This window comes from Pseudomonas sp. REST10 (assembly GCF_029542605.1).
GTDB lineage: Bacteria > Pseudomonadota > Gammaproteobacteria > Pseudomonadales > Pseudomonadaceae > Aquipseudomonas > Aquipseudomonas khazarica.
Genome location: NZ_CP035677.1, coordinates 635886 through 658191 on the forward strand (window position 1 = coordinate 635886; position 22306 = coordinate 658191).

The 22306-nt window shown below is 67.1% G+C and carries 21 protein-coding genes; 14 read left to right on the forward strand and 7 right to left on the reverse strand.

All coding sequences use genetic code 11. The annotated features are described in order from the left end of the window. The first annotated feature begins 43 nt into the window (after window positions 1-43). A complete protein-coding gene (locus tag EWH21_RS03040) occupies window positions 44-472 on the forward strand; it encodes a S4 domain-containing protein (protein WP_037050222.1) in 429 nt (142 codons plus the stop codon). Between the two features lie 12 nt (window positions 473-484). Here the strand turns inward: EWH21_RS03040 and EWH21_RS03045 are convergent, their stop codons facing one another. Next, window positions 485-1279: a phosphatase PAP2 family protein gene (locus EWH21_RS03045; RefSeq protein ID WP_152487631.1), complete on the reverse strand. Its 795-nt coding sequence runs from the start codon at window positions 1277-1279 to the stop codon at window positions 485-487. 215 nt (window positions 1280-1494) lie between these two features. On the opposite strand from EWH21_RS03045, the gene hslO reads away from it, so the two are divergent. The 3 genes from hslO (at window position 1495) to EWH21_RS03060 (ending at window position 6273) form a co-directional block, all read left to right on the forward strand. Beyond that, window positions 1495-2382 (forward strand): Hsp33 family molecular chaperone HslO, encoded by an 888-nt coding sequence (gene hslO, locus EWH21_RS03050; RefSeq protein WP_037050218.1) that lies wholly within the window; start codon window positions 1495-1497, stop codon window positions 2380-2382. Between the two features lie 158 nt (window positions 2383-2540). Next, a complete protein-coding gene (locus EWH21_RS03055; protein ID WP_047584957.1) occupies window positions 2541-4082 on the forward strand; it encodes a phosphoenolpyruvate carboxykinase in 1542 nt (513 codons plus the stop codon). A 259-nt stretch (window positions 4083-4341) separates the two neighbouring features. Continuing rightward, on the forward strand, window positions 4342-6273 hold the full coding sequence (locus EWH21_RS03060) for a RecQ family ATP-dependent DNA helicase (RefSeq protein ID WP_277699758.1): 1932 nt from the start codon (window positions 4342-4344) through the stop codon (window positions 6271-6273). 29 nt (window positions 6274-6302) lie between these two features. Here EWH21_RS03060 and EWH21_RS03065 read toward each other — a convergent pair whose 3' ends face one another. Genes EWH21_RS03065 through EWH21_RS03080 form a run of 4 tightly spaced genes read right to left on the reverse strand, consistent with a single transcriptional unit; the run spans window position 6303 to window position 9735 of the window. Then, window positions 6303-6899, reverse strand: coding sequence for an ABC-type transport auxiliary lipoprotein family protein (locus EWH21_RS03065; protein ID WP_037050211.1), 597 nt, complete (start codon window positions 6897-6899; stop codon window positions 6303-6305). After that, the gene (locus EWH21_RS03070) at window positions 6896-7813 is read right to left on the reverse strand and encodes an MlaD family protein (RefSeq protein ID WP_037050208.1); all 918 of its coding nucleotides are present in this window, start codon (window positions 7811-7813) and stop codon (window positions 6896-6898) included. The genes EWH21_RS03065 and EWH21_RS03070 overlap by 4 nt, the downstream gene beginning before the upstream one ends. Beyond that, window positions 7814-8599, reverse strand: a complete 786-nt coding sequence (locus EWH21_RS03075; protein WP_037050207.1) for an ATP-binding cassette domain-containing protein — start codon at window positions 8597-8599, stop codon at window positions 7814-7816. Beyond that, window positions 8596-9735, reverse strand: coding sequence for an ABC transporter permease (locus tag EWH21_RS03080; RefSeq protein WP_134678159.1), 1140 nt, complete (start codon window positions 9733-9735; stop codon window positions 8596-8598). Before EWH21_RS03080 ends, EWH21_RS03075 begins: the two co-directional genes overlap by 4 nt. A 140-nt stretch (window positions 9736-9875) precedes the next feature. Between EWH21_RS03080 and EWH21_RS03085 the strand changes: the two genes are divergently transcribed. The 4 genes from EWH21_RS03085 to EWH21_RS03100 all read left to right on the forward strand — a co-directional run bounded on the left by EWH21_RS03085 (window position 9876) and on the right by EWH21_RS03100 (window position 14109). Next, the gene (locus EWH21_RS03085) at window positions 9876-11360 is read left to right on the forward strand and encodes an NAD(P)/FAD-dependent oxidoreductase (RefSeq protein WP_277699759.1); all 1485 of its coding nucleotides are present in this window, start codon (window positions 9876-9878) and stop codon (window positions 11358-11360) included. 144 nt (window positions 11361-11504) lie between these two features. Then, window positions 11505-11672, forward strand: coding sequence for a hypothetical protein (locus tag EWH21_RS03090; RefSeq protein ID WP_167494397.1), 168 nt, complete (start codon window positions 11505-11507; stop codon window positions 11670-11672). 225 nt (window positions 11673-11897) lie between these two features. Continuing rightward, a complete protein-coding gene (locus EWH21_RS03095) occupies window positions 11898-12818 on the forward strand; it encodes an aldo/keto reductase (protein ID WP_277699760.1) in 921 nt (306 codons plus the stop codon). Window position 12819: 1 nt separating this feature from the next. Then, on the forward strand, window positions 12820-14109 hold the full coding sequence (locus EWH21_RS03100) for an MFS transporter (protein WP_037050197.1): 1290 nt from the start codon (window positions 12820-12822) through the stop codon (window positions 14107-14109). Window positions 14110-14122: 13 nt separating this feature from the next. Here EWH21_RS03100 and EWH21_RS03105 read toward each other — a convergent pair whose 3' ends face one another. After that, window positions 14123-15019, reverse strand: coding sequence for a LysR family transcriptional regulator (locus tag EWH21_RS03105; protein WP_152487637.1), 897 nt, complete (start codon window positions 15017-15019; stop codon window positions 14123-14125). A 96-nt stretch (window positions 15020-15115) separates the two neighbouring features. Between EWH21_RS03105 and EWH21_RS03110 the strand changes: the two genes are divergently transcribed. From EWH21_RS03110 to EWH21_RS03135, 6 genes are all read left to right on the forward strand, one after another. After that, window positions 15116-16357 carry a 3-hydroxyacyl-CoA dehydrogenase gene (locus EWH21_RS03110; RefSeq protein WP_277699761.1) on the forward strand — a complete coding sequence of 414 codons (1242 nt, stop codon included), beginning with the start codon at window positions 15116-15118 and terminating at the stop codon, window positions 16355-16357. Then, on the forward strand, window positions 16354-18144 hold the full coding sequence (locus EWH21_RS03115; protein WP_277699762.1) for an acyl-CoA dehydrogenase C-terminal domain-containing protein: 1791 nt from the start codon (window positions 16354-16356) through the stop codon (window positions 18142-18144). Before EWH21_RS03110 ends, EWH21_RS03115 begins: the two co-directional genes overlap by 4 nt. 85 nt (window positions 18145-18229) lie before the next feature. Continuing rightward, entirely contained in the window at window positions 18230-19393 is a 1164-nt protein-coding gene (locus EWH21_RS03120) for an iron-containing alcohol dehydrogenase (RefSeq protein ID WP_277699763.1), read from the forward strand. A 17-nt stretch (window positions 19394-19410) separates the two neighbouring features. Further along, window positions 19411-19845: a thioesterase family protein gene (locus tag EWH21_RS03125; protein ID WP_037050180.1), complete on the forward strand. Its 435-nt coding sequence runs from the start codon at window positions 19411-19413 to the stop codon at window positions 19843-19845. Window positions 19846-19995: 150 nt separating this feature from the next. After that, window positions 19996-21060 carry a DUF2157 domain-containing protein gene (locus EWH21_RS03130; protein ID WP_037050177.1) on the forward strand — a complete coding sequence of 355 codons (1065 nt, stop codon included), beginning with the start codon at window positions 19996-19998 and terminating at the stop codon, window positions 21058-21060. Next, a complete protein-coding gene (locus tag EWH21_RS03135) occupies window positions 21057-21824 on the forward strand; it encodes a DUF4824 family protein (protein WP_277699764.1) in 768 nt (255 codons plus the stop codon). Before EWH21_RS03130 ends, EWH21_RS03135 begins: the two co-directional genes overlap by 4 nt. Here EWH21_RS03135 and EWH21_RS03140 read toward each other — a convergent pair. Beyond that, on the reverse strand, window positions 21821-22264 hold the full coding sequence (locus EWH21_RS03140) for a glycine zipper 2TM domain-containing protein (protein ID WP_150607647.1): 444 nt from the start codon (window positions 22262-22264) through the stop codon (window positions 21821-21823). The two genes, EWH21_RS03135 and EWH21_RS03140, sit on opposite strands and share 4 nt — an antisense overlap. Window positions 22265-22306: the final 42 nt, after the last annotated feature.

Genomic DNA, 22306 nt, shown 5'->3' on the forward strand with positions numbered 1-22306 from the left:
ATCTGCCGCGCTTGGCGAATGCGAAATCCCTTCAGAGAGTGAGATGAGCGAGAAAGACGACGACAAGGTCCGCCTGGACAAGTGGCTGTGGGCGGCACGCTTCTACAAGACCCGGGCGCTGGCCAAGGCCGCCATAGAAGGTGGCAAGGTGCATCACCGGGGGGAACGCTGCAAGCCGGGCAAGGAGCCGAAGATCGGTGACGAGTACGTGCTGCGCACCGGCTTCGACGAGCGCACCGTGCAGGTGCTGGCGCTGTCCACGGTGCGCCGGGGGGCGCCCGAGGCGCAGTTGCTGTATCGCGAGACGGACGAGAGCATCGCGCGCCGCGAGCAGGCTGCGGCGATGCGCAAGGCCGGGGCCATCGGCGTGCAGACCGACGGCCGGCCGAGCAAGAAGCAGCGGCGGCAGATTCAGCAGTTCAACGAGCAGCAGGGTGGCGGCTTGCGCCACCCCTGGGCGGACGAGGAATAGCGCGCGGCGCGGTCAGTGTCCGCTGACCACGCTGATGCGCCCGAGCAGCGGCAGCCTGGCCAGACGCGAGGTGAGCGGCAGGGTGATCCTCTCCAGCCACTCGCTGGCGCGGTAGCCCAGCGGGGTGAAGCAGCCCCAGGCCAGGCCGGTCAGGCTCAGCAGCACGCCGCCGACGAAGGCATCCGAGCCCCAGTGCGCACCGGCCACCAGGCGCGGCAGCATGCCGATCACGGCAATGGCCCAGACCAGCGCCAGGCGCCAGCCACGGGCGAAGAAACTGAGGAAGAAGGCCCAGATCATCAGCACCGAGGCGTGATCGCCAGGGAAGCTGCGGCTGGCGCTGTCCTTCAGGTCCCAGCGTTCTTCCCAGGCCGGGAACATCTCGGTCAGGCGCGCACTGCCTTCGACGGCCAGCGAGGCGCTCTGGCGTTGCCAGCCCATGTAGTCGACGAGGTCGGAAAACAGCACGCGGACCAGCAGCATCACGATCAGCATTGCCAGGAAGGCGTAGAGCGCGCGGCGCACCTGCGGGCCTTCGAACACCAGGCCGGCCTTGAGCATCACCGCCAGCATCACCACGCCGACACCGGCGTCGACCGGGCGCATGCTGCCGATGGCCCAGATGTGCGCCCACAGGCCGGCGGCATGCACCGGGTCGTTGAGCAGGTGGAACAGCTGCAGATCGAAGGCGTCCCACAGCTGGCGCGTGGGCTGCCACAACCAGCTGGCGAGCAGCAGCAGGCTGACGACATGGCAGGCCAGCAGGGGCTTCACGCGCCACTGCGTATTGAGAAAGACGGTCGACATGAGAAGTCCCTTTGCAGAAATATGACAGCTCTACCCGAGCGCGCGCATGGTAGACCCTTATGGCCAGGATGCAATGTGACTCCGTACTCGGTTCAGGTCAGGTTCAGAGCAGGCCCCGGCTTCCGCGCAGGTGACGCTCGGCGCCTGGCCCTTGGTTGTGCGGGCATTTGTGCATAAAATCGCCAGCCTTTTTTGCAGACCCTGAGCCCGCCGCTATGAACGACTTCAGCCAACGTTTCCTGTTCGACGACACCGACGTGCGTGGTGAGATGGTCGCGCTGCGCGAGAGCTACGCTCACGTGCTGGCCAAGCACGCCTACCCGCAGCCCGTGGCGCAACTGCTGGGCGAGATGATGGCTGCCGCCGCGCTGCTGGTCGGCACGCTCAAGTTCGATGGCCTGCTGGTGCTGCAGGCGCGCTCGGAAGGGCCGCTGTCGCTGCTCATGGTGGAGTGCTCCAGCGCGCGCGAGCTGCGTGGCATCGCCCGCTACGACGCCGAGCAGATCGGCGCGGATGCCGACCTGCACAGCCTGATGCCCAACGGCATGCTGGCGATCACCATCGACCCGGCCAAGGGCCAGCGTTACCAGGGTATCGTCGACCTCGACGGCGTCGACCTGGCCGAGTGCCTGAGCAACTACTTCGCCAGCTCCGAACAGCTGCCGACGCGCTTCTGGCTCAAGGCCGACGGCCAGCGTGCCCGTGGCCTGCTGCTGCAGCAGTTGCCCGCGCATCACCAGACCGAGCCGCAGGAGCGCGAGGAAAGCTGGAACCATGTGCTGACCCTGGCCGATACCCTGACCGCCGAAGAGCTGCTGGGCCTGGACAACCCGACGCTGCTGCATCGCCTCTACCATGAAGAGAACGTGCGCCTGTTCGATGAGCAACTGCTGCAGTTCCGTTGCAGCTGCTCGCGTGAGCGCTCGGCCAGCGCCCTGATCAGCCTGGGTCAGGCCGATGCCGAGCTGCTGCTGGCCGAGCAGGGCGGCCAGGTCGAGATCGACTGTCAGTTCTGCAACGAGCGCTACCTGTTCGACGCCGCGGACATCGCCCAGCTGTTCGCAGGGGCCGGTAGCGAGGCGCCGTCGCAGACCCGTCATTGATGAACTTTTCCACCTTATAGAAGTTCTCTATCGGATCGGAGGATGCCAAGAAGTTCGCTTTTCTGGCATACTCCCGCGACTTTTTTACCGTGTAGTCCAGTTGCCCCTGGACTACACAACGTTCGGAAGACTCGGCCCAGCGGCCGACGGGGACCCTCATGACGCAAGCCAACAACGCCGTGTACACCGACATCAGCGCCGCGCAACTGGTCGAAGAAGCCATTCGCCGTGGTGAAGGGGAACTGGCCGCCAATGGCGCCCTGGTGGTACGCACCGGCCATCGCACCGGCCGCTCGCCGGCTGACCGTTTCATCGTGCAGGAGCCGAGCACCGAGGCGCAGATCGCCTGGGGCAACATCAACCGTCCGTTCCCGGCCGACAAGTTCGATGCCCTGTGGGATCGCGTCGAGGCGTTCAACAATGCACAGGAGCATTTCGTCTCCCACGTGCACGTCGGCTCTGCCGAAGCTCACTACCTGCCGGTGAAGATGACCACCGCGACTGCCTGGCAGAACCTGTTCGGCCGTCAGCTGTTCATCAATCCCGAGGCCTACAACCCGGCCGGTCGGGACCAGTGGCAGATCCTCAACGTCGCCAACTTCGAGTGCTCGCCCGAGCGTGATGGCACCAACTCCGACGGTTGCGTGATCATCAACTTCGCCGCCAAGAAGGTACTGATCGCCGGCATGCGCTACGCCGGTGAAATGAAGAAGGCCATGTTCTCCGTGCAGAACTTCCTGCTGCCGGAAAAAGACGTGCTGCCGATGCACTGCGCCGCCAACATCGGCGAAGAGGGCGACGTGACCCTGTTCTTCGGTCTGTCCGGCACCGGCAAGACCACCCTGTCCGCCGACGAGTCGCGTTACCTGATCGGTGACGACGAGCACGGCTGGGGCGAGGGTGTGGTCTTCAACGTCGAAGGCGGCTGCTACGCCAAGTGCATCGACCTGTCCGAGAAGAACGAGCCGGTGATCTGGAAAGCCATCCAGTTCGGCACCGTGCTGGAAAACGTCGTGCTCGACGAGCAGCGCACGCCGGATTACGCCGATGACAGCCTGACCCAGAACAGCCGTGCGGCCTACCCGCTAGAGTACGTCGAGAAGCGCAGCGAGAAGAACCTGGGCGGCGAGCCGAATGCCGTGATCTTCCTGACCTGCGACCTGACCGGCGTACTGCCGCCGGTGTCGATCCTCAACAACGAACAGGCTGCCTACCACTTCCTGTCCGGTTACACCGCGCTGGTCGGTTCCACCGAAATGGGTTCGGGCGGCGGCATCAAGTCGACCTTCTCCACCTGCTTCGGCGCACCCTTCTTCCCGCGTCCGGCCGGCGTCTACGCCGAGCTGCTGATCAAGCGCATCAACGCTTTCGGCTCCAAGGTCTACCTGGTCAACACCGGCTGGACCGGTGGTGGCTACGGCGTCGGCAAGCGTTTCAACATCCCCACCACCCGTGGCGTGATCTCCGCGATCCAGAGCGGTGCGCTGATCGGTGCCGAAACCGAGCACCTGCCGATCATCAACCTGGACGTGCCGAAGTCGGTACCTGGCGTCGAGACCAACCTGCTCAACCCGCGCAACACCTGGGCAGACAAGAACGCCTACGACGAAGCCGCCAAGGGCCTGGCCAAGCTGTTCATCGACAACTTCACCAAGTTCGATGTCAGCGACGCCATCAAGAGCGCCGGCCCGCAGCTGTAAGCGCTGTGCAAGCAAAAGAAACCGCCTTCGGGCGGTTTCTTTTTTTGGGCTGCAGGCAAGAGCAAAGGCAGTTGTCCGCAGGCTCGCAGTCAATGCAGTAGGCTTGTAGCCAATGTGGCGGGTTTCACCCGCCCTACGAGGTTCGTAGCCGCAAGGCGCACGACTCGTATCGCCATTTCGCCCTGGGGCGGGTGCAACCCGCCGTAACCGACGGGACGTTCAGCCTGCCGCCTGAAGCATTTCAAAGGAGTGATCGCGCATGTCCACCCTCAAACGCGTCTTCGGCTTCGATCATCTGCGCCCCGGTCAGGAGGCGGTGATCAGCGCCGTGCTGGCGGGGCGTTCGGCGGCGGCGATCTTTCCCACCGGTTCGGGCAAGTCGCTGTGCTATCAGTTGCCGGCGCTGCACCTGCCGCACCTGACCCTGGTCATTTCGCCGCTGCTGGCGCTGATGCAGGATCAGTTGGCCTTCCTTCATGCCCACGGTATCGCCGCCGCCAGCATCGATTCGGCGCAGGACCGCGAGCGGACCCAGCAGGTGATGAACCGTGCGCGCAGTGGCGAGCTGAAGATCCTGATGATCTCGGTGGAGCGCCTGAAGAACGAGCGCTTCCGCCATTTCATCGGCCAGGTGCCGATTTCCCTGCTGGTGGTCGACGAGGCGCACTGCATCTCCGAATGGGGGCACAACTTCCGCCCGGACTACCTCAAGCTGCCGGACTATCAGCGCCAGTTCGGCATCGCCCAGGTGCTGCTGCTGACCGCCACGGCCACGCCCAGGGTGATCGCCGACATGCGCGACAAGTTCGCCATCGCCGAGGCCGATGTGGTCACCACCGGTTTCTACCGCGCCAACCTCAACCTGCTGGTCGAGCCACAGCCCGGCGGCGCCAGGCTGCAACGCCTGCAGCAGTGGCTGGCGCCGCGCCGGGAGCAGGCGAGCATCGTCTACGTCACCCAGCAGAAAACCGCTGAGCAGGTCGCCGAGCACCTGCAGGGACAGGGGCTGGCGGTCAGCGCCTACCACGCCGGCATGGGCCATGAGGCGCGTGAGGCGATCCAGCGGCGCTTCATGGCCGGTGAGCTGGCGTGCATCGTCGCCACCATTGCCTTCGGCATGGGCATCGACAAGCGTGACATCCGCAACGTGGTGCACTTCGACCTGCCCAAATCGGTGGAAAACTACAGCCAGGAAATCGGCCGCGCCGGGCGCGATGGCCAACCTTCCGACTGCCTGGTGCTGGCCAGTCGCGATGGCTTGAGCGTGCTGGAGAACTTCGTCTACGGCGATACGCCGGAGCCCGGCGGCATTCGCGCGGTGCTCGAGGATCTGCGTGCGGTCGGTACGGGCGGGCAGTGGGAGCTGATGCTCGGGCAGCTGGCGGACCTGAGCAACATCCGCGCATTGCCACTGAAGACCCTGCTGGTGCAGCTCGAACTGCGTGGCGTGATCGCGCCACGCTATGCCTACTTCGCCGAATATCGCTTCAAGTTGCTGCTCGATGACCAGGCGTTGCTGGCGCAGTTCGAGGGCGAGCGGCGGCAGTTCGTCGAAGCGCTTCTCTCCAGCTCGCGTCGCGCGCGGACCTGGAACACCCTGGACTTCGACCTGCTCTACCGCGAGCACGGCGCCGAGCGCGCGCGGGTGGTCAAGGCGCTGGACTACTTCCAGGAGAAGGGCTGGCTGGAACTGGAAAGCAAGCAGATGACAGAGGTCTACGCGGTGCTCGATGGCGCCTTCGACCTGGAAGCGCTGACGGCTGAGCTGCATGCGCATTTCGTTGCCCACGAAGCCAGCGAGATCACGCGTATCCAGGCCATGCTGGGACTGTTCGAGAGCCGTGAGTGCCTGAGCCGACGCCTGGCGCTGTATTTCGGCGACGAGCAGGCCCCCGAGCGCTGTGGGCATTGCTCGGTGTGCCTGGGGCGCGTCGCCGTCCTGCCAGCTCCGCCGGAGCTGCCGTCGCTGCAGGGGCGTGATGCCCAGGCGCTGTGCGCGGCGTTCGTCGAGAAGCACGTGCAGCACGCCGGGCAGGTGCCGAGTCGGGAATGCCTGACGCGCTTTCTCTGTGGCATCAGCACGCCGCTGTTCACCAGGCTCAAGGCGCGCCAGCTGGCCGGTTTCGCCGCGCTGGAGGACTATCCCTACGCCCAGGTGCGTGACTGGCTGCAGGGCGCCTGGGCCACATAAAACAGTGGCCGTGCCCTACCCGGTGTCGATCAGCGCTTGCGCTGTCCTTCGCTCAGGGTCCAGTCCACCAGCTCGCGAGACAGACGATCGCCGGCCTGGCCGAATGCGGCCACCACCGCCGTTATCGAGGTGTCGGTCGCCGGCTGACTGGCGCTGAAACGGCGGCTGGCGAGGATGCGCTGATCGCGCGGGTTGACCAGGCGCGCATCGAGCTGGATCAGCGCCACCGGGCGGCCGTCCTGATACTGGCTGTGAAAGCTGCGCAGGTCGCTGACCAGTTCCAGGTCGGCCTGCAGGCGCTGTTCATCGTTGCTCAGCGCCTGTATCCGGCCGTCATCGTGAAAGGCATCCAGCAGCCGGCCGCGCAGCAACTGCGGCGTGCGCTCGCTCCAGCGCGCGCCCTGGTAGGTGTTGACTCGCCCGGGCTCGGGCAGCACGACGATGCGCGTGCCGTCGAGCAACTGGCCGCTGCTAGGGCTGCTCACCCGCAATGACCAGTCGACGCGCTGCTGCTGCGCCGGCAGCGTGCTACCGGGCAGCAGGTAGATATCCAGCGGTTCGCTCTGCGGCAGGATCGAACAGGCGCCGAGCAGGCCGGCCATCAGCAGCGGCAGCAGATGCTTCATGGTTGGAACTCCTTGATGCTGTCGTTGCGCAGCAGGTAGCCGGTGGGGTCCTGCTCCAGGCGGCGGGAGAAGCCGCGCAGGGCACTGAGGGTTTCGTGCAGCTCGGCGATTGCCGGGCCAAGCTCGCTGAGCCCCTGCATGCCGTTGTCCAGGGCGCTGCGGTTGTTCGCCAGCAGCTCCTCGATGTTGCGGCTGCTGCGTTCCAGCGAGGCCATCAGGCGTTCGGCGTTCTCCATCACCTGCGTGCCCTGGCCGTCGAGCAGGCGGTTGGCCGTACGCATCAGTGCGGCAGCTTCGCGGGTGGCGGCGCCGACCTGCTGCATGGCGGCGCCGAGATCGTCGCGCTGATCGGCCAGCCCGGCGGTGGTGCGCTCCAGGTTGTCCAGGGTGCGCGACACCCGTTCGGCATTCTCCCGCGACAGCATGCGGTTGGCCCGGTTGAGCAGGCGGGTGATGTTGACCAGCAGGTCCTCGCCGTTGGCCATCAGGCGTGACAGCGGCGAGCGATCGGCGATGATGATCCCCGGTTGGCCGTGCTCGCCTTCCAGCGCTGGACTTTCCGGGCTGCCACCATGCAGCTGGATCACCGCCAGGCCGGTGATGCCGGTGATCGCCAGGCGGGCGCGGGTGTCCTGCTTGATCGGGGTGTTGCCGACGATGCGGATGCGCGCCCGTACGGTGCGTGGATCGTTCGGGTCGAGGCCGAGGCTGACCACGTCGCCGACCTTGATGCCGCTGTACTGCACGGCGCTGCCCTGGGACAGCCCGGTCACCGCCTCGTTGAAGATCACCTCGTAGTCGGTGAAGGCGCGATCGGAGCTGCTGCTGTTCAGCCACAGGCCGAACAGCAGCGCGGCACCCACCGTGAGCACGGTGAACAGGCCGATCAGCACGTGATGGGCTCTGGGTTCCATTCATTGACTCCCTGCCGCGGTCGCGGCCTGTGCGGCTGCGCGTCCACGCGGGCCGTGAAAATATGCCTGAATCCAGCTGTCGTCGGTGGCGGCCACCACCTCCAGGCGGTCGGCCACCAGCACCTTCTTCTGCGCCAGCACCGCGACCCGGTCGCAGATGCTGTAGAGCGTGTCGAGGTCGTGGGTCACCAGAAACACGCTCAGCCCCAGGCTGTCGCTGAGGGTACGGATCAACTGGTCGAAGGCCGCCGCACCGATCGGGTCGAGGCCGGCAGTGGGTTCATCGAGAAACAGGATGTCCGGGTCCAGCGCCAGCGCGCGGGCGAGTGCGGCGCGCTTGACCATGCCGCCGGACAGCGAGCTGGGGTACTTGTCGGCGGCGTCCTGTGGCAGGCCGGCCAGGGCGATCTTGACCCGTGCCAGGCGTTCGGCAGCGGCGCGCGACAGGCCGGCATGCTCGATCAGCGGCAGGGCGATGTTCTCGCTGACGGTCAGCGAGGAGAACAGCGCGCCGCGCTGGTAGAGCACGCCGAAACGGCGCTCCAGCTGCGAGCGCTTCTCGGCCGGCAGGCTCAGCAGCTCTTCGCCGAATACCCGCACGGTGCCTGCGTTGGGGCGGCGCAGGCCGACGATGCTGCGCAACAGCACCGACTTGCCGGTACCGGAGCCGCCGACCACGCCGAGAATCTCGCCGCGATAGAGATCGAAATCCAGATGCTCGTGCACCACCTGGCTGCCGAAGCGGTTGCTCAGGTCGCGCACCTCGATGATGGCCTCGCGCGTCACCAGCCCATCTCCATCAGGAACAGGGCAGCCAGCGCGTCGAGCAGGATGACCACGAAGATCGACTGCACCACCGCCGAGGTGGTGTGTTCGCCCACCGACTGGGCGCTGCCGCTGACCTTGAAGCCTTCCAGGCAGCCGATCAGGGCGATCAGGAAGGCGAAGATCGGCGCCTTGAGCAGGCCGACCAGGAAATGCCGCAGCAGGTCGCTGTCCTGCAGGATCGACAGGTACATCGCCGACGGAATGTCCAGCGCCACCGCGCAGACCAGGGCGCCGCCGAGCATGCCGCTGAGCATGGCGATGAACGTCAGGATCGGCAGGGCGATGAGCATGGCGAACACCCGAGGCAGCACCAGCAGCTCGACGGGGCTCAGGCCCAGGGTGCGGATGGCGTCGATCTCCTCGTTGGCTTTCATCGAGCCGATCTGCGCGGTGAAGGCGCTGGCGGTGCGCCCGGCCATGAGAATGGCGGTGAGCAGCACGCCGAACTCGCGCAGGAAGGAGAAGGCGACCAGGTTCACCGTGTAGATGCTGGCGCCGAAGTCCGCGAGGATGGTGGCGCCGAGGAAGGCCACTACGGCGCCGACCAGGAAGGTCAGCAGGGCGACGATGGGCACGGCGTTGAGCCCGCACTGCTCCAGGTGCGCGGCCAGCGACGTCAGGCGCCAGCGCCGTGGGCGTATCAGGATGGCGAGCATGCCGCTCAGGGTCAGGCCCATGAAACCGAGCAGCGCCCGCCCCTGGTGCCACATGCCCTCGACGACCTCGCCGATATGCCCGAGCACTTCGCGCAGCACCGACGGTTCGCCAGGTGTCTGCGCCTGCCGGCTGTCGGCCATGGCATCGGCCACCGCCAGCAGCAACGCACGGCGCTGGCTGTTCAGCGCGCTCCGCTCCGTGAGCTGGCGCAGGCGCGCGCTGCCGAACAGCTCCACCAGCAGCGCGGCGCCCGCGGTATCCAGTGCGGCCAAGGTGCTGAGATCGACCGGCTCCTCGCCTTGGAGGCGCTCGCGCAGGGCCAGCACCTGGGGTTCTAGCCGGGCGTAGTGGGCCAGCGTCCAGTCGCCGCCAATCCGCAGGCCGTTGGCGGCATCCTTGCTGCTGGTCTGAAGCGGGGTCAGGTAGGGCGTGGTCATGGCGACAGCTTAGCGCCGCAGAGGCCTCGCCGGCCAGTCGAGGCACGCGCGCGCCGTGACGGACCAATCGAAGGTCGGATGACAGGGCGATCAACTAAGGTGAGTCTGTGTCGACCGTCCTTCTCTCGCGAGTGAGTGCCATGTCCGTGGAACATCTGGATGTCCTGATCATCGGTGCCGGCCTGTCCGGTATCGGCGCCGCCTGCCATCTCAAGCGCCTGTGCGCCGACAAGCGTTTCGCCATTCTCGAGGGGCGACAGGCCATGGGCGGGACCTGGGACCTGTTCCGCTATCCGGGCATCCGTTCCGACTCGGACATGTACACGCTGGGCTACAACTTCAGGCCCTGGAGCGATCCGCAGGCCATCGCCGACGGGCCGTCGATTCGCCGCTACATCGAGGACACCGCCCGTGAGCAGGGCGTCGATCGGCTGATCCGCTATCAGCACCGGGTGCTCGAGGCGAACTGGTGCAGTGCCAGCGCCACCTGGCAACTGCGGGTGCAGCGGGGTGACGAGGACGAGCCGCTGCGCATGAGCTGCCGCTTCCTGATGATGTGCACCGGCTACTACCGCTACGAGGCCGGTTACACCCCGGTGTTCGCCGGGCGCGAGGCCTACCGGGGCACCTTCATCCATCCGCAGTCCTGGCCGCAGGGCTTCGACTGCAGCGGCAAGCGGGTGCTGGTGATCGGCAGCGGTGCGACCGCCGTGACGCTGGTGCCGGCGCTGGCCGAGGCGGGCGCGCAGGTCACCATGCTGCAGCGCTCGCCCAGCTACGTGATCAACCTGCCGCAACGCGATGCGCTGTCCAACGCGCTGCGCCGGGTACTGCCGGAAACCTGGGTCTACCGCCTGGCGCGCGGGCGCAACGTGACCTTGCAGCTGATCTTCTACAAACTGGCCAAGCGGTTCCCGGGGCTGGTGCGCCGGATGCTGGTGGGACTGGTGCGGCGGCAGCTGGGGACGGTCGATCCGCAGCACTTCAGCCCGAGCTACAAACCCTGGGACCAGCGCGTGTGCGCGGTGCCGGACGGTGATCTGTTCCGCGTGCTGCGGCAGGGCAAGGCGCAGGTGGTGACGGCCGAGATCGAACGTTTCACCGCGCACGGCGTGCGCCTGAGCAATGGCGAGGAGCTCGAGGCCGAGGTGGTCGTCAGCGCCACCGGCCTGCAGTTGCAGTTGTTCGGCGGCATTGCCGTGAGCGTCGATGGCGTGCCGTTCGAGGCGCCGAAGAGCATGGGCTATCGCGGCATCATGTTGCGCGATCTGCCCAATCTGGCGGTGGTGATGGGCTATACCAACGCCAGCTGGACGCTCAAGGCCGACCTGTCCAGCGAATACTTCTGCCGCTTGATACGGCACATGGACGCCACCGGTATGCGCCAGGTGACGCCACGCGACGGCGACGGCCAGGTGCGTCCACAGCCGTTTCTCGACCTGCAGTCCGGCTACATCGAGCGCGCTGCGCACCTGCTGCCGGCGCAGGGCGACCGGGTGCCCTGGAAGTTGCACCAGAACTACCTGCTGGATCTGCTGCAGCTGCGCTACGGCAGGCTGGAGGACGACTACCTGGTCTTCTCGGCGGAGCCGGATGAGGGGCAGGCGGAACTGGCACAGCCCTGATGGCGCGGGGGTATAGCGAATGTCCTACAAAAAAATGCACGATCGCGCCGCTGACAGCCCTGGCACAGGGCTACTACCATTTTGCGATATGCGTCACGGATGAGTCAGCGGGTGTGAGATCACCCATTCAACGAGAGGTCGGCCATGAAGGAACAGCGCCATTTACCTGCACTGCGTGCCCATATCGAGCACCTGCTCAGCAGCGGCTGGGTGATCTCCAGCCGTACACCCTTGACGTTGCAGAACGGACGACGCTGTTATCTGGTCTCCCACGGCATGCTGATCAGCGAATCCGCCTCGCGCGCTGCCTGAGCAGGTTTCCCGACCGCTGCGCCCCCCATCCCGCCTTGGCGCAGCGGCGTTTTTGGTTACCGGATATTGCGCCGCCAACCCCCTCGCTTCACGCCTGCACCCCGGTTCATCTGGGCTGCGCCCATCCTGCCCCTCTTTGCTGATGATGCGTCGATCGCTGTAACGCCTTGGTCCGGGCGTGGTCTGTGCCTATAACCCATCGGTCACCGTTAGAGGTTCCACGCCATGCCCAGCCGTCGTCGATTCCTGCACGGTAGCGCCAGCCTGGCGGCGCTCGCCGCCCTGATGCCCTGGTTGCCATCATCCGCCTTCGCCTCCAGCGGCCTGATGAGCAGGCCCATACCCAGCACCGGTGAGCGGCTGCCGGTGGTGGGGCTGGGCACGTCGCGCACGCACGATGTCGCCATGACGGACGCAGCGCTGGAGCCGTTGCGCGAGGTGCTGCGCACGCTGGCCAATGGCGGTGCCAGCCTGGTGGACACCGCGCCCAGCTACGGGCGGGCGGAGGCGGTCTGCGGTGCGCTGGCGGCGGAGGACGACATGCGCAAGCGGCTGTTCCTGGCCAGCAAGGTATCGTCCACCGGGCGTGCGGCCGGGGAGCGCCAGGTCGAGGCCAGCTTCGCCGCGTTGCGCACCGACACCATCGACCTGATGCAGGTGCACAACCTGCAGGACACCCGCACCCAGCTCGACCTGCTGCGCGAACTGAAGGCGCAGGGTCGGGTGCGCTACATCGGCGTCACCCATTACCTGGATTCCGCCCATGAGCGCCTGCTGCAGGTGCTGCGCCAGAAGCCGGTGGACTTCGTCCAGTTCAACTACTCCATCGGCGAGCGCAACGCCGAGCGCGAGCTGTTGCCGTTCTGTGCCGACAAGGGCATCGCGGTGCTGATCAACCGCCCCTTCCAGCGCGCCGCACTGTTCGACCGGGTGCGCGGCAGGAGCCTGCCCGACTGGGTGGCCGTGGAGCTGGGCGCGACCTCCTGGGCGCAGTTGATGCTCAAGTTCATCCTCGCCCAGCCCGCCGTGACGGCGGTCATTCCGGCCACCTCCACGCCGCGCTACATGGCCGACAACCTGCTGGCCGGGCAGGGCAAGCTGCCCGACGCGGCCCAGCGCCAGCGCATCGTCGAGCTGTTCGCCTGAGATGCAGGCGCTCACACGGCGCCTGGCACGGGCGGTCAATGCCGAAAGCGGAGAACTGCCGGCGGTGCTCGCCGGTTTCGCCCTGTTCTTCTGCCTGTTCGCCGGCTATTTCATGCTGCGGCCGATCCGCGAGGCGATGGGTATTACGGGTGGGGTGAGCAACCTGCAGTGGCTGTTCAGCGCCACCTTCGTCGTCATGTTGCTGGCCGTGCCGCTGTTCGCCTGGCTCAACTCGAAGGTCCCGCGCATTCAGTTCATCGACTGGGTGTACGGCTTCTTCTGCCTCAACCTGCTCGCCTTCGTCCTGCTGTTTCGCCTCGATCACGACAGCGTCTGGCTGGCGCGGGTGTTCTACGTGTGGATATCGGTCTACAACCTGTTCGTCGTGTCGGTGGCCTGGAGCCTGATGGCCGATGTGTTCGATGCGGCCCAGGCCCGCCGCCTGTTCGCCTTCATCGCCGCCGGCGCCAGTGTCGGCGGGCTCTGCGGTCCGCTGCTGAGCACGCTGCTGGTGGGCTACGTGGGTGAGTCGGGCCTGATGCTGATGGCCGCCGTGCTGCTGGGCGTGGCCATCTCGCTCAAGCGCTATCTGATGGGCTGGCGCGAAGGACGGGGCGCCGGCCGACCCGGGGCGCAGGCCAGTGAAAGCCCGCGCCGGCCGGTGGCGGGCAATCCGTTCAGTGGCCTGACCCGCCTGCTGCGCTCGCGCTACCTGCTGGGCATCGGCGCCTTCATTCTGCTGCTGACCTCGGTGAGCACCTTTCTCTACTTCGAACAGGCACGTCTGGTGGCTGCGCTGTTCCCGGACCGTGCCGAGCAGGTCCGGGTATTCGGGGTGATCGATTTCGTGGTGCAGGCCGGTGCGCTGAGCGCACAGCTGTTCATCACCGGGCGGCTGGCGCAGCGGCTCGGGGTGCGGGTGTTGCTGGCGCTGGTGCCGGCTCTGGTCAGCCTCGGTTTCATCGGCCTGGCGCTGGCGCCGACCTTCGCCATGCTGGCGGGGCTGATGATCGTGCGGCGCATCGGCGAGTACGCCTTCGTGCGTCCGGGGCGCGAGATGCTGTTCGCGCCGCTGGATGCCGAGAGCAAGTACAAGGTGAAGAACTTCATCGACACGGTGGTCTATCGCGGCGGCGACGCCCTCAGTGGCTGGGCCAAGGCCGGCCTGGACATGCTCGGCCAGGGTACCTGGCTGGTCGCCGTGGTCGGCGCGTTCTGCGCCGCGTTGTGGGGCCTGCTCGGCTGGTACCTGGGTGGCCGCGCCGATGCACGGGCGGGTGAGCGGCAATAGCGCGGCATGCTGATCAACCGGCCACCGCGATGATCTCCTCGATCAGCCATTGCAACGCGGCGTCACGCTGGCGCTGGGCCAGGCTGACCACCTCCAGGTGGAAGGGGCCGAGGGTGAAGGGCAGGTCGAACAGCCGCAGCGGCAGCAGGCTGGCGAAATGCCGGGCCAGGGCGGTGGGCAGCACGGCGGTCAGCTCGCTGCCGGCGACGATGTGCGCGGCCTGCAGGTAGTTCGGCGTGGTGTAGAGAATCTGCCGCGACAGACCCTGTTCGCCGAGCCACTGATCGACCATGCCACGGGTCTGTCCACCGTGTACCCAGAGGTGGCGCAGGCGCAGGAACACACTGAGATCCGGCGCCTCCTGCAACAGCGGATGGTCGTTGCGCGCCGCCAGTTTGAGCGTCTCGCTCATCCAGTGGCGACGGGCGAAGCGTGCGGGCAACTCGTCGAAGCGTCCCAGCACCAGGTCCAGCTCGCCCTTGTCCAGCGCTTCCATCGGCAGGCTTGGGCTGAGGTGGCGAATGTCGATGCCGACACCCGGTGCGTGACGGCTGAGGCGGTCGAGCAGGCGAGGCATGCACACCAGCTCGACGTAGTCGGTGACGGCGATGCGAAAGCGCTGGCGGCTCTCGCCGGGAACGAAGGACTCGCCGGCACTCAGGCTCTGCTCCAGCTGGCGCAGGGCGCTGCGGATCGGCGCCTCCAGGGCCAGCGCCCGTGGCGTGGGTTGCATGCGCCTGCCCACGCGCACCAGCAGCGGGTCGTCGAGCAGCTCGCGCAGGCGGTTCAGGGCATTGCTCACGGCCGGTTGGCTCAGCGCCAGGCGTTCGGCGGCGCGCGAGACGTTCTGCTCGCGCAGCAGGGCGTCGAGCACGCGCAGCAGGTTGAGGTCGAAGTTGCTGAAATTCATCTGCTGAATACGTCGTATCACAAGACTAAATTTCAAAAATAGTAGCGGCTTGCTTATCGTGACCCAAGCTTTTGGGCGCTTTCGAGAGGAACAACAATGAACAACACCGTCTCGCCGCTTCGCTGTGCCGCCGTGATCGGCGCCGGCACGATGGGCCGCGGTATCGTCATCAGCCTGGCCAATGCCGGCCTGCGCGTGCTCTGGCTGGACAACAACCGGCAGATGCTCGAAGCCGGTCTGCAGATGGCCGAGGAGACCTGGGCGCACAACGTCGCCAAGGGTCGTATCGATGCGCCCGAGGCGGCCGCGCGGCGTGCCCTCGTCGAGGCGGTGGATGGCTATCCGGCGCTGGCCGATGCCGACCTGGTGATCGAGGCGGTGTACGAGAATCTCGAGCTCAAGCAGCAGATCTTCCGTGAGCTGGACGCGGTGATGAAGCCCGGGGCGTTGCTCGCCAGCAACACCTCGGCGCTGGACATCGACGCCATCGCAGCGGTCACCTCGCGCCCCGAAGCGGTGCTCGGGCTGCACTTCTTCAGCCCGGCGCACATCATGAAGCTGCTGGAAATCGTACGCGGCACCAGCACCGTGCCGGCCGTGCTGCAGGCCGCCGTGGCGCTGGGCACGCGCATGGGCAAGGTGGCGGTGGTCGCCGGCAACTGCCACGGCTTCATCGGCAATCGCATGCTGCACACCTACGTGCGCGAGGCGCGCATGCTGCTGCTCGAAGGCGCCTGGCCGCACCAGGTGGACGCGGCATTGCAGGGTTTCGGTTTCGCCATGGGGCCCTTCCGCATGTACGACGTGGTCGGTATCGACCTGGAGTGGCGGGCCCGCGAGTTGTCCGGGCAGGGCCAGGACGACCCGGCCGTGCAGGTGGATAACCGCCTGTGCGAACTGGGACGCTTCGGCCAGAAGAGCGGCAAGGGCTACTACCTGTACGCGCCGGGCAGCCGTCAGGCGGAACATGATCCGGCCGTCGACGGCCTGGTGCAGATGCAATCGGAGCGCCTCGGGTTCGTCCGTCGCGATGTCGGTACCGAGGAGATCGTCGAGCGTTGCCTGCTGGCGCTGGTCAACGAGGGGGCGAAGATCCTCGAGGAGAACATCGCCGCCAGCAGCGCGGATATCGATCGGGTCTATCTCAACGGCTATGGCTTCCCCGCCGAGCGTGGCGGGCCGATGAGCTGGGCCGATGCTCAGGGCCTGGCCGCCATCCGCGAGCGCCTGTTGCTGCTGGCCGAACGCTTCGGCGCGCACTGGCAGCCTGCGGCGCTGATCGAGCGCCTGATGCAGGAGCACAAGACCTTTGCCGATGTTCAGGAGGGTAAGGCATGAGCTACCAGGCACCTCTGCGCGACATGCGCTTCGTGCTGCACGAACTGTTCGATGCCGCCGGCCACTGCGAACGCCTGGGCAACGGCCTGGATCGCGAGCTGATCGACGGGGTTCTCGAGGAGGCTGCCGCCTTCGCCGCGGGCGAGGTCGCCCCGCTCAATCGCAACAGCGATGAAGAGGGCTGCCGGCTCGAGGATGGCTGCGTGACGACGCCCCGGGGCTTTCGCGAGGCCTACCGGCAGTACGTGGACAACGGCTGGGCGAGCATGACCGGGCCGCTGGAACATGGCGGCCAGGGTTTCCCGCAACTGGTGGCGTTTGCCTTTCACGAGATGCTGATGGGCGCGTCACTGTCCTTCCGCGTGTACTCCGGGCTCACCGAAGGGGCGGTGCTGGCGCTGCACCGGCATGGCAGCGAAGCGCTCAAGCAGGGCTACCTGGACAAACTGGTCAGCGGTCAGTGGGCCGGCACCATGTGCCTGACCGAGCCGCAGGCCGGCACCGACCTGGCGCTGCTGCGCACCCGTGCCGAACCGCAGGCCGATGGCAGCTACCGGGTGAGCGGCAACAAGATCTTCATCAGTGGCGGCGAGCAGGACCTGTCGGAGAACATCGTTCACCTGGTGCTGGCGCGCCTGCCGGATGCGCCGGCCGGGGTGAAGGGCATCAGCCTGTTGCTGGTGCCGAAGTTCATCGCCGCGGCCGACGGCACGCCGGGCGAGCGCAATGCCCTGAGCTGCGGCGCCATCGAGCACAAGATGGGGATCAAGGGCGCCTCCACCTGCGTGATGAACTTCGACGGTGCGACGGGCTGGCTGGTCGGCGAGGCCAACCAGGGCCTGGCGTGCATGTTCACCATGATGAACGACGCGCGCTTCCAGGTCGGTCTGCAGGGCCTGGGGATCGGCGAGGCGGCCTTCCAGGGCGCGTTGCGCTATGCCCGCGAGCGTTTGCAGTCGCGGGGGCTGACAGGCGTGCAGGCGCCGGACAAGCCGGCCGATCCGATCATCAATCACCCTGATGTGCGGCGCATGCTGCTGACCCAGAAAAGCCTGCTCGAAGGCTGCCGCATGCTCGCCGCCTATACCGCGCGCCAGCTGGACCTGGAACACGCCGCCGAGGACGGCGAGAGCCGCAAGGCGGCTGGCAAGCGTGCGGCGCTGCTGATCCCCGTGGTCAAGGCGTTCTTCACCGACATGGGCCAGGAGGTGGCCAGCCATGCGGTGCAGGTCTACGGCGGCCACGGCTTCATCCGTGAGTGGGGCATGGAGCAACTGATGCGCGACAGCCGTATCACCCAGCTCTACGAAGGCACCAATGGCATCCAGGCGCTGGACTACATCCGCCGCAAGGTACTGGGTGATGGCGGCAGCGAACTGTCTGCGCTGCAGGCCGAGTTCAGCGAGCTGTGCGATGCCCAGGCCGAGCATCCGCGCCTGGCGGAGATGGCCAGGGTCGTGCAGGGCCGAATTGGCGAGTGGCGGGAGCTGAGCGCGACGGTGCTCGCGGCTTGCCAGCGCGACCCGCAGGAGATTGGCGCCACCTCGGTGGACTTTCTCCAGTACTCGGCCTACGTACTGCTGGCCGGCTTCTGGTTGCAGGCTGCGGGGCGAGCCCAGCAGGCGCTGGACGCTGGCAGTGCCGAGGCGGACTTCTACCAGGCCAAACTGCACAGCGCGCAGTTCTACCTGCGCCGTGTGCTGCCGCGCGCCAGCGCCCACCGCGAGGCGCTGCTGGGTGGTGCGGACTGCCTGATGGCCATGGCCGAGGAGAGCTTCGCCTTCTGACCGAGCGACGGTGCAGGGGCTGGCAAGCCGGCACCTGCACTGTCAGTGACACCTGAGGCTACGAATACAACAAGAGGAGCACTGCATGCACCCTTTCAGCTTCACCACCACCGCGCAGATTCTCTGCGAATCCGGCGCCAGCCTGAGGCTGGCCGAACTCTGCCATGAGCGCGGCGCTCGCCGCGTGCTGATCGTCACCGATCCGGGCATCACCCGGCTCGGTCTGCTCGACCCGCTGTTGCCGGGCTTCGCCCGTGCCGGGATGGACGTACGGGTATTCGATCAGGTGCTGGCCGACCCGCCCGAGGCGGTGGTGCTGGCCGCCGTGGCCCAGGCCCGTGAGCAGCAGGCGGAGCTGGTGATCGGCTTTGGCGGCGGCAGCTCGATGGACGTGGCCAAGCTGGTGGCGCTGCTCGGGCATCCCGACTGCGAACAGGCGCTGGCGCAGATCTACGGCGTGGGCAACGCGCGTGGTCGGCGCCTGCCGCTGATCCAGATACCGACCACCGCCGGTACCGGCTCCGAGGTCACCCCCATCGCCATCGTCACCACCGGCGAGACGACCAAGATGGGCGTAGTCTCACCGCTGCTGCTGCCCGATCTGGCACTGCTCGACGCCGACCTGACCCTGGGGCTGCCGCCGACGGTGACCGCCGCGACCGGCATCGACGCCATGGTGCACGCCATCGAGGCCTACACCAGCGCGCTGAAGAAGAACCCCATCTCCGATCTCCTGGCGCGTGAGGCGCTGCGTCTGCTGGCCGGCAATCTCGACGAGGTGGTGGGTAATGGCGGCAACCGCCAGGCCCGTCAGGCCATGCTGCTCGGCGCCTGCCTGGCCGGTCAGGCATTCGCCAATGCGCCGGTGGCGGCGGTGCATGCGCTGGCCTATCCGCTGGGCGGGCACTTCCATATTCCCCATGGCCTGTCCAATGCCCTGGTGCTGCCGCAGGTGCTGGCATTCAATGCGCCGGTTGCCGCACCGCTGTATGCCGAGCTGGCGCCGCTGGTGCTTGGCGATCGATTGCGACCTGGCTCTGCCGCTGCGCAGACCGGGCAACTGATCGAGGCCCTGGCCGCCTTCAGCGAGCGCAGTGGCCTGCCGACGCGCCTGCGCGACGCTGCTGTCAGCGAGGCCATGTTGCCGACGCTGGCGGCGGACGCCATGCTGCAGCAGCGCCTGCTGGTGAACAATCCACGTGAGATGAACGAACAGCAGGCCCTGGCCATCTACCAGGCCGCCTACTGACGCGCTAAGGAACCTGCATGAACCCACCCCAGCACCTGCGTGGCGACTACCGCCATTTCCAGCCGATCACCACGCGCTGGCACGACAACGACATCTATGGCCACGTCAACAACGTGACCTACTACAGCTACTTCGACAGTGCGGTGAATGCCTACCTGATCGCCGAGGGCGGCCTGGATATCCATGCCGGCGAGGTGGTGGGCTTCGTGGTCAGCTCCAGTTGCGACTACTTCGCCTCCATCGCCTTCCCCGATGCCATCGAGGTGGGGCTGCGCGTCGGCAAGCTGGGCAACAGCTCGGTGCAGTACGAGCTGGCGATCTTCCGGGCGGGCGAGGAGCAGGCCTGCGCGGCGGGGCGCTTCGTGCATGTCTTCGTCGAGCGCACGAGCAATCGCCCGGTGGCCATACCCGATGCCTTGCGCGCGGCGCTGGCGAGTCTGCTCAGCGCCTGATCGGCAGCGCCGGCTGGCGCACTGGCAGAAGATGGCCGGTGACCTGCAGTGAACCCGCGATGTGACGCTGCTTTCACCGCTACCTTGCCGGCATAGGTAGTTCTGCGATGGCCTGCTAGGCTGTGGGCAGTCATTCGCCAGGGAGTGCCCATGTCCGATTTCGAGCGTGAGCAGGCGCAGCAGCGCGCTGCCCGCATCGCTGCGTTCCGCGAGGAGTTGAGCGCACTGAGCGCGGAGCAGGTCCTGCAATTGAGCGAGGCTCAGGCGCAGGCGGTCAGCAGCCACCATCAACGCCTGCTGGCGCACTTCCGCCAGACGCTGGACATCGACGCCGACGCTCGTGCCCGCCAGCTGTCGCTGGGCATGCGCCTGGCCTCGCTGTTCGGCGCGCTGGCGCTGGCCGCCGGCCTGTTCTTCCTCTTCTACCAGTTCTGGGGGCTGTTCGCCGCTTCCGCTCAGGTCGCCATCCTGCTCGGCAGTACCCTGGGCAGCCTGCTGCTGTGCCACTGGTTGCAGCGGCGCGACAGCTCCGGCTATTACGCCAGGCTGGCAGCCGTGCTGGCGTTCGTGTGCTTCGTGCTCAACCTGTCGATGCTCGGGCAGATCTTCAACATCGCCCCGTCCGACAAGGCCTTGCTGCCCTGGGGCGCGCTGGCCCTGCTGCTGGCCTATCAGTGCCGCCAGCGCCTGCTGCTGGTGGTGGCGCTGCTCTGTTTCGGCCTGTTCGTCGCCGCGCGCCTGGGGGACTGGGCCGGCTGGCACTGGTGGTCGCTGGCGGAGCGACCGGAACTGTTCATGCCGCTGACCGCATTGCTGCTCGTGCCGCAGGGGTGGGATCAGCGCCGCTACCTGGGGTTCGCGGCCTGCTACCGGGTGATGGGGCTGCTCTATCTGCTCGGCCCGGTGCTGGTGCTGTCCTACTGGGGCGGCGGCAGCTATCTCGGTTGGTCCACGGGGTGGATCGAGGCGTTCTATCAGACCCTCGGCTTCGCCCTGTCAGGGTTGGCGATCTGGCTGGGCATTCGCCGTGGCTGGAGCGAAGTGGTCAGCACCGGGCTGGTCTTCGCCCTGATCATGCTGTTCGCCAAACTGTTCGACTGGTGGTGGCAGCTGTTGCCACGCTACCTGTTCTTCCTTCTGCTCGGTCTGATCGCGTTGCTGCTGCTGGTGCTGCTGCAGCGCTGGCGGCGCACGGCCAATGGCGGTGCAGCATGAAGCGCTCCCTGTGGCTGGCCCTGGGTATCGTGCTGCTGAGCAACGCCGTTGCCCTGGGCGGCGTCTGGTACAACCGCAGCGGCGAGCCCGAGGCGCGCCTGTCGCTCAGCGAGCGCGAGCTGCAGCGCGTTTCCAGTGGCTGGCTGGCGGATGAGGGGGATGCCGTGACGCGTCTGCAGTTGCTCTGGCGCCGCCCCGGTGACGACTGGCAGCTGCCCTGGCTGGACGCGGCCAAACTCAGGGCGCTGGGGTTCGCTGTCGGCGACGGGCAGGTCGAGCTGGGGCGACAGCCGGCGCGCGAGGTCTGGCTGGTGCTGGAGCTGGATGGGCCGAGCTACCGGCGCCAGGTCGAGCAGGTGCGCCAGGCGCTGAGCCTGGCCGAGGCCGAGTTGCAGGCCAGCCCCGACAGTGAACTGCTGCAGCAGGAGCGGGACGAGCGCCGCCGTCGCCTGGAGCACGAGGAACAGCGGGCCAGTCGCCTGATGCTGGTGGATGCGGGGGTGGACCCTGAGGCGCTGCGCCAGCGCTGGCCGGATCGGCAGCGTCAGGTGTTGCTGGCCGGACGCATCGAGCCCTACCGCCATTCGGCGCAAGGCGGTTATGGCGCCAGCATCCGCCTGGACAATGGACGCCTGAGCGTTCCCCATGCCTACCGGGAGCAGGCGCGCGGCTGGACGCCGGCCTATCAGCAGTCAGGGTTCAAGGCGCAGGTCGATGTCGCTTTCGGTCGCCGCCACGAACCCTGGGTACTGGGTGTGCGTTAGCGACGGTGCCAGTGCTTGTGGTGTTTCCGATGCTTCTTGCCGTTGTAGTGGCGATGCTTGCCACGGCGATCGTCATCGTAGCTGGCGTTGCCCATGTAGTTGCCCAGCGCACCACCGGCACCGCCGCCGACCGCGGCACCGACCACTCCGCCGGTGTTGCCGCCAACCTGCTGACCGACCACGTTGCCGCCCGCCGCACCCAGTGCGCCACCGATGGCTGCTTCCGTACGGCTGCGGCGATCGGCGCCGACCATGCTGCCGGCTGCGCCGCCCAGGCCAGCGCCCACGGCGGCACCGGTGTTGCCACCGACCTGCTGGCCCACCATCGCACCCACCGCTCCGCCCAGGGCGCCGCCGAGGCCGGCTTCGGTGCTGCCGGCAAAGGCATAGCCTGCGCTGCTCAGGCCAAGGGAAAGGAAGAAGAGTTGCAGAGACTTCATGGACACCTCGAATGCAGAAACCGCCAGATGGCAGGGGTTACG

Coding starts and splice junctions, on each gene's coding strand:
- EWH21_RS03125 (WP_037050180.1), top strand. CDS start 19,411: ATGAACCCACCCCAGCACCTGCGTGGCGACTACCGCCATTTCCAGCCG.
- EWH21_RS03040 (WP_037050222.1), top strand. CDS start 44: ATGAGCGAGAAAGACGACGACAAGGTCCGCCTGGACAAGTGGCTGTGG.
- EWH21_RS03045 (WP_152487631.1), bottom strand. CDS start 1,279: ATGTCGACCGTCTTTCTCAATACGCAGTGGCGCGTGAAGCCCCTGCTG.
- EWH21_RS03055 (WP_047584957.1), top strand. CDS start 2,541: ATGACGCAAGCCAACAACGCCGTGTACACCGACATCAGCGCCGCGCAA.
- EWH21_RS03100 (WP_037050197.1), top strand. CDS start 12,820: ATGCAGGCGCTCACACGGCGCCTGGCACGGGCGGTCAATGCCGAAAGC.
- EWH21_RS03140 (WP_150607647.1), bottom strand. CDS start 22,264: ATGAAGTCTCTGCAACTCTTCTTCCTTTCCCTTGGCCTGAGCAGCGCA.
- EWH21_RS03070 (WP_037050208.1), bottom strand. CDS start 7,813: ATGGAACCCAGAGCCCATCACGTGCTGATCGGCCTGTTCACCGTGCTC.
- EWH21_RS03130 (WP_037050177.1), top strand. CDS start 19,996: ATGTCCGATTTCGAGCGTGAGCAGGCGCAGCAGCGCGCTGCCCGCATC.
- EWH21_RS03095 (WP_277699760.1), top strand. CDS start 11,898: ATGCCCAGCCGTCGTCGATTCCTGCACGGTAGCGCCAGCCTGGCGGCG.
- EWH21_RS03120 (WP_277699763.1), top strand. CDS start 18,230: ATGCACCCTTTCAGCTTCACCACCACCGCGCAGATTCTCTGCGAATCC.
- EWH21_RS03115 (WP_277699762.1), top strand. CDS start 16,354: ATGAGCTACCAGGCACCTCTGCGCGACATGCGCTTCGTGCTGCACGAA.
- hslO (WP_037050218.1), top strand. CDS start 1,495: ATGAACGACTTCAGCCAACGTTTCCTGTTCGACGACACCGACGTGCGT.
- EWH21_RS03090 (WP_167494397.1), top strand. CDS start 11,505: ATGAAGGAACAGCGCCATTTACCTGCACTGCGTGCCCATATCGAGCAC.
- EWH21_RS03065 (WP_037050211.1), bottom strand. CDS start 6,899: ATGAAGCATCTGCTGCCGCTGCTGATGGCCGGCCTGCTCGGCGCCTGT.
- EWH21_RS03085 (WP_277699759.1), top strand. CDS start 9,876: ATGTCCGTGGAACATCTGGATGTCCTGATCATCGGTGCCGGCCTGTCC.
- EWH21_RS03110 (WP_277699761.1), top strand. CDS start 15,116: ATGAACAACACCGTCTCGCCGCTTCGCTGTGCCGCCGTGATCGGCGCC.
- EWH21_RS03135 (WP_277699764.1), top strand. CDS start 21,057: ATGAAGCGCTCCCTGTGGCTGGCCCTGGGTATCGTGCTGCTGAGCAAC.
- EWH21_RS03080 (WP_134678159.1), bottom strand. CDS start 9,735: ATGACCACGCCCTACCTGACCCCGCTTCAGACCAGCAGCAAGGATGCC.
- EWH21_RS03105 (WP_152487637.1), bottom strand. CDS start 15,019: ATGAATTTCAGCAACTTCGACCTCAACCTGCTGCGCGTGCTCGACGCC.
- EWH21_RS03060 (WP_277699758.1), top strand. CDS start 4,342: ATGTCCACCCTCAAACGCGTCTTCGGCTTCGATCATCTGCGCCCCGGT.